This is a genomic window from Rhizobium sp. Root482, from assembly GCF_001426565.1.
Classification (GTDB): Bacteria; Pseudomonadota; Alphaproteobacteria; order Rhizobiales; family Rhizobiaceae; genus Pararhizobium.
On sequence record NZ_LMFA01000023.1, the window covers coordinates 138925 to 151535 of the forward strand.

Consider the following 12611-nt stretch of genomic DNA (forward strand, 5'->3'; position numbering starts at 1 on the left):
TGATCGCCGCCGATTGCCTCGGCGCCGCCCCTCGCGTAGGGTCCGGCCGAAAGAGCAGGGCCCGGCAAACGGAACATGTCATGACGCTTCAGGATAAACGCATCCTCCTCATCATTTCCGGCGGCATCGCGGCCTATAAGAGCCTCGATCTCATCCGCCGCCTGCGCGAGCGCGGCGCAAATGTGCGCCCGGTGATGACGGCGGGCGCCCAGGCTTTCGTCACCCCGCTTGCCGTCGGCGCGCTTGCCTCCGACAAGGTGTTTACCGAGCTTTTCTCCCGGGAAGACGAGCAGGACATCGGCCATATCCGGCTTGCCCGGGACTGCGACCTCATCCTGATCGCGCCGGCCACCGCCGATCTGATGGCCAAGATGGCCAACGGACTTGCTGACGATCTTGCCTCCACCATTCTCCTGGCGACCGATCGCCCGGTGCTGGTCGCGCCGGCCATGAACCCGAAAATGTGGGCGCATCCCGCCACCCGCCGCAACCACGCGACGCTTGTCGCCGACGACATTCGCTTTGTCGGGCCTGCCTCCGGCGAGATGGCGGAGGGCGGCGAGGCGGGCGAGGGACGCATGGCTGAACCGCTGGAAATCGTTGCCGCGGTCGAGGCTTTGCTCGAGGGCGGCCCAAAGCCGCTGGCCGGACGCAGGGCGATCGTCACCTCCGGGCCGACCCATGAGCCGATCGACCCGGTGCGCTATATCGCCAACCGCTCCTCCGGCAAGCAGGGCCATGCGATCGCGGCCGAGCTTGCCCGGCTGGGCGCGCAGGTGACACTGGTTTCCGGCCCGGTGACGATCCCCGACCCGAAGGGCGTTACCGTCATCCGCGTCGAGCGGGCCGAGGAGATGCGCGATGCCGTGCTTGCGACGCTGCCGGTCGATATCGCCGTCATGGTCGCCGCCGTCGCCGACTGGCGGGTGGCCGGTACCTCCGGCGACAAGATCAAGAAAAAGCCCGGCGAAGCGCCGCCGCCGCTGCAGCTTGCGGAAAATCCCGATATCCTGAAAACCGTCGGCCATCATGCCGACCGTCCCAGACTGGTGATCGGCTTTGCGGCGGAAACACAAAATGTCGCCGAAAACGGCCGCGCGAAACTGGAGCGCAAGGGCGCCGACTACATTCTCGCAAACGATGTTTCGTCCCATACAGGCATCATGGGTGGAGACCGCAATACAGTGAAGCTGATCGGCCGGGCGGGCGAGGAGGACTGGCCGGATATGGGCAAGCAGGCGGTTGCCGAACGGCTCGGCCGGCTCGTCGTCTCACATTTTTCCTGAGGCCGTCCGGTCCAGTTGCGGAAGCTTCGAGGTGGCGCCCTGGGTGCTGAACAGGCGGACATCGACTCCGTTTTCGCCGACGATCACCGCCGTGCCGTCGGGGATTTCCACCCAGGCATTGTCGTCGTCGTTGAGCGGTTCGGAGACCAGGCAGTATCCGCCGCTCGGCCCCATCGGCGCCGCATAGAGCGTCGGTGCCTTCCAGTCGGTTGCATAGCGCACGGCATAGAGATTATGCCCGTCGGAAAAGGCGGCCGTGAAGCGCACCAGAACCTTGCGTTCCAGATGTTCCGCCAGGCGCTCGACGAAAGCGAGCGTTTCGGCAAGCGCGCCGAGCGGATCGTTCTCCAGCCCGAATTGCAGCGCAAGAAGAAAGAGCAGTTCGCTGTCGGTGGAGCCGGTGCGGGCGGCATAGAGGTCATTGTCGAGCATTGTCTCGAGCGGCCGGCGCAGATGCTCGAAATCGCCGATCTGGCCATTGTGCATGAAGGACCAGCCGCCATGGACGAAGGGATGGCAGTTGTCACGCCGCGTGCCGCCGCCGGTCGCTGCCCGTACATGGGCGAGGAACAGCGGCGAGCGGATCTGCCGGGCGATGCTCTTGAGGTTGCAATCCGACCAGGCAGGCAGGATATCGCGGTAGCGGCCGGGCTCGGGGTGATCGCCATACCAGGCGAGGCCGAAGCCGTCGCCATTGGTGGCGGTCTTGGCGCGGGTGGCGCAATGGGATTGTTCGATCAGCGAATGGGCTGGCGATGTGACCAGTTCTTCCAGGTAGAGCGGCTCCCCGCGATAGGCTGCCCAGCGGCACATGAATGACACTCCGGAACGCGGGCGGACGGCCCGCTTGATGGTTCGTTAACCATGTTATCTGAGATCATCGGCCGAACATGGTAAAAATGCGTTAACGAACAGATGTCTCACTTCATCTTTCGCGCGAGTATGCTGGAATCCGCGAAGCCTGCCTGTTTCCCGAGGAACCGGAGGCTGCTTCAACCGTCATTCCCAGGGCTCAAGACAATCACGCGCCGGCCTCGGGAGTGAATATACGTTGGACGAAGCGTTCGCCCGAGGGCGAGAAAATCGAATTTTTGAAACAGATGTTCTATTCCTTGCTCCATTCTTTGCATAAGCTTGGTCTTCCGCAACGCAGGAAGATCGAATGCACGAAATGGACAGCCGCCCGTCTCCTCCTCAGGATTTCGACGGACTGAAGGTGCTGATACTGGAGCGCAAGGGGCAGTTGCCCAAGCGTCTTGCCCAGGTGGCCGCCTATGCGCTCGACAATCCCGACGAGATCGCCTTCGGCACGGCGGCGAGCATTGCCGCCTCGGCCGATGTCCAGCCCTCGACGCTCGTTCGCTTTGCCCAGCATTTCGGCTTCGAGGGATTTTCCAGCCTGCAGCAAATCTTCCGGGCGCGCCTTCGCGAGCGCACGCCGGGCTACGACGAACGGCTGAGGGCCCTGAGCGGCAATGATCACAGCAGGCTCGAAAGCGGTTCGATCTTCAACGGCTTCGTCGCCGCCGGCCACCGCTCGCTCGACAATATTGCCGGCTCGGTGGCGCCGGAATCCTTCGAGCGGGCTGTCGATATCCTTGCCGGCGCCGAGACCGTCTATCTGCTTGCCAAGCGCCGTTCCTACCCGATCACCGCCTATATGGCCTATGCCTTCGGCAAGCTGAAGGTCAGATACCAGCTCGCCGGTACCGCCGCCGGCATCGATGACGATCTCTTGGCCATGGCGGGGCCTAGAGATGCCGCCTTTGCCGTCTCCTTCTCCCCCTATGCCTCTGAAAGTGTTGATCAGGCCCGGTTGCTGGCCAGTCGCAAGGTGCCCGTCGTCTCGCTGACCGATTCTGCCTTCTCGCCGCTCGCTGAATCCTCGAAGGTCTGGTTCGAACTGGTCGAGGCGGATCATGCCGGCTTTCGCTCGCTCTCGGCCAGTATGGCCTTTGCCATGGCGCTGACGGTGGCGATCGCTGAAAAAAGACGACGAATGGGCGTTGAAGGATAATGGAATGAAAATTCCACATTGACTTATCTATGGAATTTATGTTGCATTGAAATTGCCCGCCATCCGGCCGGTCAATCAATGGAAATGACGGTGCGCCGCCGGCGCCCGGGAGGAAAAAGTGAGCCAGGACAAGCAGACGGACAGGCCGCTCGATCTCATCACCATCGGCCGCGCCTCGGTCGATCTCTACGGTCAGCAGATCGGCACGCGACTGGAGGATGTCGCAAGTTTCGCCAAATCGGTCGGCGGTTGCCCGACCAATATCGCCGTCGGTACGGCGCGGCTTGGCCTGAAATCAGCCCTCCTGACCCGCGTTGGAAAGGAGCAGATGGGCCGCTTCATCCGCGAGCAGCTGGAGCGCGAAGGCGTCGAGGTGAGCGGCATCGTCACGGACCCAGAGCGGCTGACGGCGCTTGCCATCCTGTCGGTCGAAAGCGATCAGTCCTTCCCCCTGCTCTTTTATCGCGACAATTGCGCCGATGGCGCGCTGTGCGAAGAGGATGTCTCCGAGGAATTCATCCGCTCCGCCCGCTCCGTCCTGGTCACCGGCACGCATTTCTCCAAGCCGCATACGGATGCCGCCCAGCGCAAGGCGATCCGCATCGCCCGCGAAAATGGCGCCAGGGTCATCTTCGATATCGACTACCGGCCGAACCTCTGGGGCCTTGCCGGCCACGATGCCGGCGACAACCGATACATCGCCTCGCAGAAAGTGTCCGCGCATCTGAAGACGGTGCTTTCCGATTGCGACCTGATCGTCGGCACCGAGGAAGAAGTGCTGATCGCGTCCGGCGAAAGCGACCTGCTTGCCGCGCTGAAAACCATCCGGGCGCATTCCAGCGCGGTGATCGTCCTGAAGCGCGGGCCGATGGGCTGCATCGTCTATGACGGGCCGATCTCCGACGATCTGGAGGATGGCATCGTCGGCAAGGGTTTCCCGATCGAGGTCTATAATGTGCTGGGTGCGGGTGACGCCTTCATGTCCGGTTTCCTGCGCGGCTGGCTGAGAGGCGAGGAGCACCAGACCTCCGCGACCTGGGCCAATGCCTGTGGTGCCTTTGCGGTTTCTCGCCTGCTCTGCGCGCCGGAAATCCCCACCTGGACCGAATTGCAATTCTTCCTTGAAAACGGCAGTTCCGAAAAGGCGCTGCGCAAGGACGAGGCGATCAATCACGTCCACTGGGCGACGACACGCCGCCGCGACATCCCGCAATTGATGGCGCTTGCCATCGATCACCGTAGCCAGCTGGAAGAGATGGCCGGTGGTGATCCGGAAAAACTCGCCCGCATTCCGGCCTTCAAGCTGCTTGCCGTCAAGGCGGCCGAACGGATTGCCGCCGGCCGGCCCGGTTTCGGCATGCTGATCGACGATAAATATGGCCGCGAGGCGCTGTTTGCCGCGTCGAAGAACCGGGATTTCTGGATCGGCAAGCCGATCGAACTGCCGGGGTCGCGACCGTTGCAATTCGAGTTCAGCCAGGATCTCGGCAGCCGGCTGATCGACTGGCCGGTCGATCATTGCATCAAGGTGCTGAGCTTTTACCATCCCGACGATCCGGCCGAGATGAGGGCGACCCAGGTTGCCAAGCTGCGTGCCGCCTTCGAGGCAGCGCGAAAGATCGGCCGTGAAATCCTGATCGAGATCATCGCCGGCAAACATGGCACGCTTGACGACCGGACCATACCGCGAGCCCTTAACGAACTTTACGATGCCGGGCTGAAACCCGACTGGTGGAAGCTCGAACCGCAGGCCAGCCGCGCGGCCTGGGCGGCGATCGACGCGGTGATCGAGGCACGCGATCCGCTCTGCCGCGGAGTCGTCCTGCTCGGCCTCGAGGCACCCTATGAGACCCTCAAGGAGGGCTTCGCAGCGGCCCGCTCGTCGAAAACGGTCAGGGGCTTTGCCGTTGGCCGGACGATCTTCGCCGATGCGGCGAAATCCTGGCTCGGGGGCGATATGACCGACGAACAGGCGATCGCCGACATGGCGGGCCGGTTCGGGGCCTTGGTCGAGCTCTGGCTGGGACTTGGAGAGACGAAGGCGGCCTGACGAGATGGTGCGGCATTTGCGGCTTCACCCCCCTCTGTCGGCTAAGCCTGTCCTCGGGCTTGCCGAAGGCAAGACCCGGGGGCCGACATCTCCCCCACAAGGGGGGAGATTGCCATCTGCTTCTGATCGTCCCTTACAGAAATAAGGGAAAGGAATACTCTCCCCCCTTGTGGGGGAGATGTCAGCGAAGCTGACAGAGGGGGGTGAACTCTCCCCACATGCGAAATCAATGGCGAGGCGTTGCCTCGTTTACGGAGGAAATGATGAGCCAGAAAACAGTCCGCCTGACCATGGCGCAGGCCGTGGGGCGGTTCCTGACACGGCAGATGACGGTGGTGGATGGCGAAAAACTGCCGATCTTCGGCGGCGTCTTCGCGATTTTCGGCCATGGCAATGTCGCCGGCATCGGCGAGGCGCTGCATGGCGTGAAGGATACACTACCGACCTACCGCGCTCAAAACGAGCAGGGCATGGCCAATGCAGCAATAGCCTTCGCCAAGGCGAGCTTCCGCCGCCGCTTCATGGCCTGCACCACGTCCATCGGCCCCGGCGCGCTGAACATGGTCACCTCGGCGGCACTTGCCCATGTCAACCGGCTGCCGGTGCTCTTTCTGCCCGGCGATGTCTTTGCCAATCGGCGGCCCGACCCGGTCCTGCAGCAGATGGAGAATTTCGGCGACGGCACCATGACGGTGAACGACTGTTTCCGCCCGGTGTCGCGCTATTTCGACCGCATCACCCGTCCCGAACAGATCATTCCGGCGCTGCGCCGCGCCATGCAGGTTCTGACCGATCCGGCCGATTGCGGCCCGGTCACGCTGTCGCTCTGCCAGGATGTCCAGGCGGAGGCCTATGATTATCCCGAGAGCTTCTTTGATGAAAAGCTCTGGATACCGCGCCGCGCGGAGCCCGATGCCGATGAGCTGGCAACAGCGATCGCGGCCATCAAGGCCGCGAAAAACCCGGTGATCATTGCCGGCGGCGGCGTCCTCTATTCGCAGGCGAGTGCGGCGCTCGCCAGCTTTGCCGAGAAGCACGGCATCCCGGTCGTCGAGACCCAGGCCGGCAAGTCGTCGCTCCCACACAGCCACCCGCTCAATATGGGCTCGATCGGCGTGACTGGCACCTCGGCTGCCAACGGGTTGGCCGAACAGGCCGATGTCGTGCTGGCTATCGGCTCGCGCCTGCAGGATTTCACCACCGGCTCCTGGGCTCTGTTCCAGAACGAGGCCGTGAAGATCATCGGCCTCAACGTGCAGCCCTTCGATGCCGCCAAGCATGAGGGCCTGCCGCTGGTCTCCGATGCTTGCGTCGGTCTCGAACGGCTGGGTGCCGGCCTTGGCGGCTACAGGACGGATTCGGCATGGGAGCGCAAGGCGACGGACGGCAAGTCGGATTGGCTGAAAGCGGCCGGAAAGGCGACGGCGACCACCAATGCGGCGTTGCCCTCCGATGCGCAGGTGATCGGTGCGGTGCAGCGCGCCCGACCGAACAATACCACGCTCGTCTGCGCCGCCGGCGGGCTTCCGGGCGAACTGCACAAGCTCTGGCAGGCCGGCGCGCCCGGCAGCTATCATATGGAATACGGCTTCTCGACCATGGGCTATGAAGTGGCCGGCGGCCTCGGCGTCAAGCTCGCCAGGCCCGACAGCGATGTGATCGTCATGATCGGCGATGGCAGCTATATGATGCTAAATTCGGAAATCGCTTCCTCGATCATGCTCGGCGCCAAGATGACCATCGTGCTCCTCGACAATGGCGGCTATGGCTGCATCAACCGGCTGCAGATGGCGACCGGCGGCGCCAATTTCAACAATCTGCTGCGTGACACGCATCACGTCGCGCTGCCGTCCATCGATTTCGCCGGCCATGCCGCCTCCATGGGTGCGGTCACTCGCAAGGTCTCGTCGATCGGCGAACTGGAAAGCGCATTGAAGGAAATGGCCGCCGAGGAGCGCACCACTGTCATCGTCATCGATACCGACCCGCTGATCACCACCGACGAGGGTGGCCACTGGTGGGATGTGGCGGTTCCGGAAGTTTCGGAGCGCGCCGAGGTTCTTGCAGCCCGCAAGGGCTATGAAAAGGCGCTCGCCTCGCAACGCATCGGCTGAGAAGCACGATGGCCGCGCCGGTGCGCGGCCTTCCGCAGACTGAACCTATCTGATGAGAGAAGACATCATGATCCGCTACGGCACCAATCCCATCGCCTGGAGCAATGACGACGACCAGACGCTCGGCGCGCATCTCACCCTGGAAGATTGCCTGTCCGATTGCCAGACGATCGGCTTCGACGGCATCGAGAAGGGGCACAAGATGCCCTCCGATCCCAAGGCGCTGAAAGACAAGCTGGCCTCCTACGGTCTCGTTTTTGTTTCCGGCTGGCACTCGACCAATCTTCTGACGCATGACGTCGAAGCCGAAAAGAGGGCGATCCAGCCGCATCTCGACCTGTTGAAATATAATGGCTGCAAGGTCTGCATCGTCTGCGAAACCTCCAACGCCATCCATGGCGACGATATGAAGTCGGTGGTCGGCGACAAGCCGGTTCTGCCGGCCGCAGACTGGAAGAAATTCGGGGCCGATATCGAGGCGATTGCGCAATATTGCGCCGATCAGGGCATCGACCTCGTCTATCACCATCACATGGGCACGATCGTCCAGACCGGTGCGGAGATCGATCTGTTGATGGACAATACCGGCCCTGCCACCAAGCTCCTGCTCGATACCGGCCATGCCTGGTTCGGCGGTTCCGATCCGGCCGAACTTGCGAAGAAATACATGCACCGCGTCCGCCATATCCACGCCAAGAATGTCCGCACCGAAATCCGCGGCCAGGTCGAGGGTGAAGGCCTGTCCTTCCTCGAAGGTGTGCGCCGCGGCGTCTTCACCGTCCCGGGCGACAGTGAAGGCGGCGTGGATTTCGTGCCGGTGCTGAAAATCGCCGCCGAGCATGGCTATGACGGCTGGCTGGTGATCGAGGCCGAACAGGATTCCGCCGTGCGCAACCCGCTGGACTATCAGTCGCTGGGCCTCAAATCGCTGAAGGCCTATGCGAAGGAGGCGGGGCTGGATCGCAGGTGATTTCACTTTTCCCTTCTCCCCAGCGGGGAGAAGGTGCCCGAAGGGCGGATGAGGGGGACGGCGGCTGATGAATGTGCCGCGGCACCCCCTCTGTCGGCGACGCCGACATCTCCCCCTCAAGGGGGGAGATCGCCCAAAACAGCCTGCGCCCCTTACCAGTAGCCCATCGGGGAAAAGAACAATCTCCCCCCTTGAGGGGGAGATGTCACGAAGTGACAGAGGGGGTAAACCCCGCCCCGATAACGAAATTGGAGGAATCCATGCCAAACCTGCTCGTCAAGCCAAACGGCACATCCGGCCTCGTGCACGACATCACGCCGCAATCGGCCGGCTGGACCTATGTCGGCTTTGCCCTTCACCGGCTTTCTGCCGGCGAGACGGCAGGCGGCGAAAGCGCCGACCGGGAAACCTGCCTTGTGCTGGTCTCCGGCAAGGCGAAGATCACCGTCGATGGCGAGGCTTTCGGTGAACTGGGGAAACGCATGACGCCCTTCGATGGGCAACCCCATGCGGTTTATGTCCCCGAGGGCTGCCGCTGGGAGGCGGTCGCCACCACTGCGCTCGATCTTGCCGTCTGCTCGGCGCCCGGCGGCGAAGGATTCAAGCCGAAAGTGATTGCGCCTGGTACGCATCCGCAGATGACGCGCGGCAAGGGTACCAACACCCGCTATGTCACCAATATCATGCCGGAGGACGATGGCGCCGCCCATTCGCTGCTGGTCGTCGAGGTCATCACCCCGGGCGGCAACACCTCGTCCTATCCGCCGCACAAGCATGACGAAGACAATCTGCCGGCCGAAAGCCTGCTTGAGGAAACCTATTACCATCGCCTCAATCCCGCCCAGGGCTTTGCCATGCAGCGCGTCTACACCGACGATCGGTCGCTGGACGAGACGATGGCGGTGGAAGACGGCGACGTGGCGCTGGTGCCGAAGGGCTATCATCCGGTTGCCGCGATTCACGGCTATGATCTCTACTATCTCAACGTCATGGCCGGCCCGTCGCGGATATGGAAATTCAACAATGCCAGGGAGCATGCCTGGCTGTTCACCGGTGTCTGATGCTATAGTTTCCTTCCTTGCCGAAGGGAGATGCCGATGAGAATAGACGGGCAATGCCATTGCGGCTTCGTGACCTATGAAGCGCGCATCGACCCGGACGATGTCGGTATCTGTCACTGCACCGACTGCCAGCAATTGACCGGATCGGCCTATCGCGTCACGGCAACCGCCCGTCGCGAGGATTTCCGGCTGACCGGCGGCGAGCCGAAACTCTATGTGAAACTGGGCGATAGCGGCGGAAAAAGCCTGCAATTCTTCTGCCCGACCTGCGGCTCGCCCTGCTATCGCACCGGCGAGGGCGCCGAGGAAGTGGGCATCCGTCTCGGCACCGTCAACCAGCGCCGTGCCCTAGTCCCCAGGCGCCAGAGTTGGTGCGGCTCGGCACTTCCATGGGTTGACGAGATCGGCCGCCTGCCGCGCGGGGAGGATTCATGAGAAGGCGCCATTCCCGATGACCGCCGGCCGGTTCCGGATGCGGCCATGCGCGATCTCAGGCGTCGAGGCCGTGGAGGCGGACAGCGCCCATAGTTTCGGCCGGCATATGCATGACCAGTTCGGCATCGGGCTCATTCTGGGCGGCGCACAGAAATCAGCAAGCGGGCGGGGGCCGGTCGAGGCCGGGGCCGGCGATATCATTACCGTCAATCCCGGCGAAGTGCATGACGGGTGCCCGATCGGCGACCACGGGCGCTCCTGGCGGATGCTCTATTTCGATCCGGCCGTGATGGCGGCACTGGCTCTCGATATCAGCAACGGCAGGACCGCGGATTTCGTCTTTACCGATCCCGTCATCGGTGACCGGCAAAGAGCCCGGGAATTTCATGCTCTCTATGCCGGCATGACAGAGACGAAGGACACACTGGCTCCAGAGACGGCGCTGCTGCAATTGGTCGCCTCGCTGGCCGGGCAGCGCCGCGAAACGCAATTCCTGCCGCCGGCGATCAGCCGGGCCCGGGAGAGAATCGATGACGATCCCGCAGCTGCGGTCACGCTGGGCGATCTGGCGGCTGCGAGCGGCCTCAGCCGTTTTCAGGTCGTGCGCCATTTCAACGAGGCGACCGGCATGACCCCGCATGCCTATCTGGTCCAGCGCCGCCTTGCCGTGGTCCGGCAGTTGATCGCGAAAGGTACGTCGCTTGCCGATGCGTCCTTCGCCGGTGGCTTTGCTGATCAAAGCCATATGACGCGGACTTTCGTCAGGGCCTATGGCATCACGCCCGGTGCCTATGCGCTAGCGGCCGGCTGACCGCTTGCAATTTTGTTCAAGACCGCCAGAGCGCAATCCGCTTTTCTGCCGTTTTCAATCTGAAGCGGAGAGCGCCGTGACTATCGAATATCTCATCACCTCCATCATCGTCATCCTTCTGCCCGGCACCGGGGTGCTCTATACGCTGGCCGTCGGGCTGAATGCCGGCACCCGGGCCAGCATTCTGGCGGCACTCGGCTGCACGCTCGGCATCCTTCCGCATATCATTGCCAGCATCGCCGGCCTTGCCGCCCTGCTGCACGCCAGCGCGCTTGCGTTCCAGGTGATCAAATATCTCGGCGTCGCCTATCTCATCTATATGGCCTGGAACGTCCTCAGGAATGCTGAGGCTTTTGCGATCGCTGAAAGCCAGCCTCCGGTTCCGGCGCTGCGGGTGATCGCGACCGGCGTGCTGCTCAATACCCTCAATCCGAAACTGTCGCTGTTTTTCCTCGCTTTCCTGCCGCAATTCGTGCCGGCGGCCACGCCTTCGCCGACCCCGTTCATGCTGGCTCTGGCCTTGGTTTTCATGGCCCTGACCTTCATCGTCTTCGTGCTCTACGGTGTCTTTGCCTCGGTTGCGCGCCGGCATGTGATCGCCAAGCCGGGCGTCACGATCTGGCTCCGGCGCGGTTTTGCCGGCGCCTTCGGATTGATGGGATTGCGGCTCGCCCTGTCGGCCCGGTAATTCGCTAGGAGCGGATATCCGTTTGATCTGCGGGGAGAATCCTCCTATTCGAGCGGGTAGGCACTGACCGCAGGGGTCAAGCCCAGCAATGAAGGAGCCTGCCCTTGTCTTCCGCCTCCTCGCCGGTTTTCGGCAAAGCATATTCCGCCTTCCTGTTCGACATGGACGGCACGCTCCTGAGTTCCATCGAAGCGGCGGAGCGGGTCTGGGGCGGCTGGGCCGAGCGGCACGGGCTGGATGTTGCGACCTTCCTGCCGACAATGCATGGCAAGCGCGGCGTCGATACGATCCGCCAACTCGGCCTGCCGGGCGTCGATCCGGAAGCCGAGGCCGCTATCATCACGCAGCTGGAAATCGAAGATGTCGAGGGCGTCAGGCCGCTGCCGGGCGCAATCGAATTCCTGAAAAGCCTGCCGCCTGAGCGCTGGGCGATCGTCACCTCCTCGCCGCGCGAGCTTGCCAAGGTGCGGATCGCCGCCGCCGGCCTGCCCGAGCCACGTTTCATCGTCATCGCCGAGGATGTGTCGCGCGGCAAGCCCAGCCCGGAATGCTATCTGCTTGGTGCGAAGCGCGTCGGGTTCGATGCCGGCGATTGCCTGGTCTTCGAAGATGTCGCCGCCGGCGTGCTGGCCGGGGAGGCGGCCGGCTGCGATGTCATGGTCATCACCGCCACGCATACGCATCCCTTCGAGACCACTCATCCGAAAATTCCGGGCTATGTGGGGATCGAGGTCTCGGTCGATGAGAATGGCGATCTTATCCTGACAGATCGCCGCTAGCGGCGGTCTTCAAGCCGTTTGGTGGGAGAGAATATTGACGATGGTCCCGAACGGGTCGCGCAGATAGAAGCGCCGCACGCCCCAAGGCTCGTCTGTGAGATCATAGAAGATCGCGAGGCCGAGCGCCTTGGCCTTCCGGTAGATGGCGTCGACATCATCGACCTCGATCGAAAGCTGCGGAACAGGCGTTCCCGATCCGCCTTCGCTGGCGAAGGAAATCTGCGCCGGCGCCTGAACGGTGGAGGCAAAGGTGACGATCCAGCCCTGATCCATGACGATATCGAGACCGAGCAGATCGCCGTAGAAGGCCCGTGCCGCCTGCGGATCGGGCGCTTGCAGATTGGCAACGATACGGCGAACGGTCATCGGTCACTCCTTGCCTGTCGCGGGCCGCTGCAAG

Annotated in this window: 12 protein-coding genes; 10 read left to right on the top strand and 2 right to left on the bottom strand. The window is 63.0% G+C overall.

Annotated features, from left to right (window positions below; genetic code table 11):
* The first annotated feature begins 80 nt into the window (after positions 1-80).
* Positions 81-1286 carry a bifunctional phosphopantothenoylcysteine decarboxylase/phosphopantothenate--cysteine ligase CoaBC gene (gene coaBC / locus ASD31_RS19250; protein ID WP_056337652.1) on the top strand — a complete coding sequence of 402 codons (1206 nt, stop codon included), beginning with the start codon at positions 81-83 and terminating at the stop codon, positions 1284-1286.
* Here the strand turns inward: coaBC and ASD31_RS19255 are convergent.
* Entirely contained in the window at positions 1272-2099 is an 828-nt protein-coding gene (locus tag ASD31_RS19255) for a class II glutamine amidotransferase (protein ID WP_056337655.1), read from the bottom strand. The genes coaBC and ASD31_RS19255 overlap by 15 nt on opposite strands.
* A gap of 349 nt (positions 2100-2448) precedes the next feature.
* On the opposite strand from ASD31_RS19255, the gene ASD31_RS19260 reads away from it, so the two are divergent.
* The 9 genes from ASD31_RS19260 (at position 2449) to ASD31_RS19300 (ending at position 12211) form a co-directional block, all read left to right on the top strand.
* Positions 2449-3303 (top strand): MurR/RpiR family transcriptional regulator, encoded by an 855-nt coding sequence (locus ASD31_RS19260; protein WP_056337658.1) that lies wholly within the window; start codon positions 2449-2451, stop codon positions 3301-3303.
* A 118-nt stretch (positions 3304-3421) separates the two neighbouring features.
* Positions 3422-5353 (top strand): bifunctional 5-dehydro-2-deoxygluconokinase/5-dehydro-2-deoxyphosphogluconate aldolase, encoded by a 1932-nt coding sequence (locus ASD31_RS19265; protein ID WP_056337662.1) that lies wholly within the window; start codon positions 3422-3424, stop codon positions 5351-5353.
* 263 nt (positions 5354-5616) lie between these two features.
* Positions 5617-7467 carry a 3D-(3,5/4)-trihydroxycyclohexane-1,2-dione acylhydrolase (decyclizing) gene (gene iolD, locus ASD31_RS19270; RefSeq protein ID WP_056337666.1) on the top strand — a complete coding sequence of 617 codons (1851 nt, stop codon included), beginning with the start codon at positions 5617-5619 and terminating at the stop codon, positions 7465-7467.
* Between the two features lie 67 nt (positions 7468-7534).
* Positions 7535-8437 (top strand): myo-inosose-2 dehydratase, encoded by a 903-nt coding sequence (iolE, locus tag ASD31_RS19275; protein WP_056337672.1) that lies wholly within the window; start codon positions 7535-7537, stop codon positions 8435-8437.
* A 260-nt stretch (positions 8438-8697) separates the two neighbouring features.
* On the top strand, positions 8698-9498 hold the full coding sequence (iolB, locus tag ASD31_RS19280; RefSeq protein WP_056337675.1) for a 5-deoxy-glucuronate isomerase: 801 nt from the start codon (positions 8698-8700) through the stop codon (positions 9496-9498).
* Between the two features lie 36 nt (positions 9499-9534).
* Positions 9535-9933, top strand: coding sequence for a GFA family protein (locus tag ASD31_RS19285; RefSeq protein WP_056337678.1), 399 nt, complete (start codon positions 9535-9537; stop codon positions 9931-9933).
* A gap of 16 nt (positions 9934-9949) precedes the next feature.
* Entirely contained in the window at positions 9950-10744 is a 795-nt protein-coding gene (locus ASD31_RS19290) for an AraC family transcriptional regulator (protein ID WP_056337680.1), read from the top strand.
* Between the two features lie 76 nt (positions 10745-10820).
* On the top strand, positions 10821-11432 hold the full coding sequence (locus tag ASD31_RS19295; RefSeq protein ID WP_056337684.1) for a LysE family translocator: 612 nt from the start codon (positions 10821-10823) through the stop codon (positions 11430-11432).
* Positions 11433-11536: 104 nt separating this feature from the next.
* Positions 11537-12211 carry an HAD family hydrolase gene (locus ASD31_RS19300; RefSeq protein WP_056337686.1) on the top strand — a complete coding sequence of 225 codons (675 nt, stop codon included), beginning with the start codon at positions 11537-11539 and terminating at the stop codon, positions 12209-12211.
* 9 nt (positions 12212-12220) lie between these two features.
* Here the strand turns inward: ASD31_RS19300 and ASD31_RS19305 are convergent, their stop codons facing one another.
* Complete coding sequence (locus ASD31_RS19305; RefSeq protein WP_056337689.1) at positions 12221-12577, bottom strand: VOC family protein; 357 nt, start codon at positions 12575-12577, stop codon at positions 12221-12223.
* Between the last annotated feature and the right edge of the window lie 34 nt (positions 12578-12611).

Excerpts from the sequence above, each read along its gene's own strand:
- coaBC (WP_056337652.1), top strand. The coding sequence starts at position 81 with ATGACGCTTCAGGATAAACGCATCCTCCTCATCATTTCCGGCGGCATC.
- ASD31_RS19255 (WP_056337655.1), bottom strand. The coding sequence starts at position 2,099 with ATGTGCCGCTGGGCAGCCTATCGCGGGGAGCCGCTCTACCTGGAAGAA.
- ASD31_RS19260 (WP_056337658.1), top strand. The coding sequence starts at position 2,449 with ATGCACGAAATGGACAGCCGCCCGTCTCCTCCTCAGGATTTCGACGGA.
- iolD (WP_056337666.1), top strand. The coding sequence starts at position 5,617 with ATGAGCCAGAAAACAGTCCGCCTGACCATGGCGCAGGCCGTGGGGCGG.
- iolE (WP_056337672.1), top strand. The coding sequence starts at position 7,535 with ATGATCCGCTACGGCACCAATCCCATCGCCTGGAGCAATGACGACGAC.
- iolB (WP_056337675.1), top strand. The coding sequence starts at position 8,698 with ATGCCAAACCTGCTCGTCAAGCCAAACGGCACATCCGGCCTCGTGCAC.
- ASD31_RS19285 (WP_056337678.1), top strand. The coding sequence starts at position 9,535 with ATGAGAATAGACGGGCAATGCCATTGCGGCTTCGTGACCTATGAAGCG.
- ASD31_RS19290 (WP_056337680.1), top strand. The coding sequence starts at position 9,950 with ATGACCGCCGGCCGGTTCCGGATGCGGCCATGCGCGATCTCAGGCGTC.
- ASD31_RS19305 (WP_056337689.1), bottom strand. The coding sequence starts at position 12,577 with ATGACCGTTCGCCGTATCGTTGCCAATCTGCAAGCGCCCGATCCGCAG.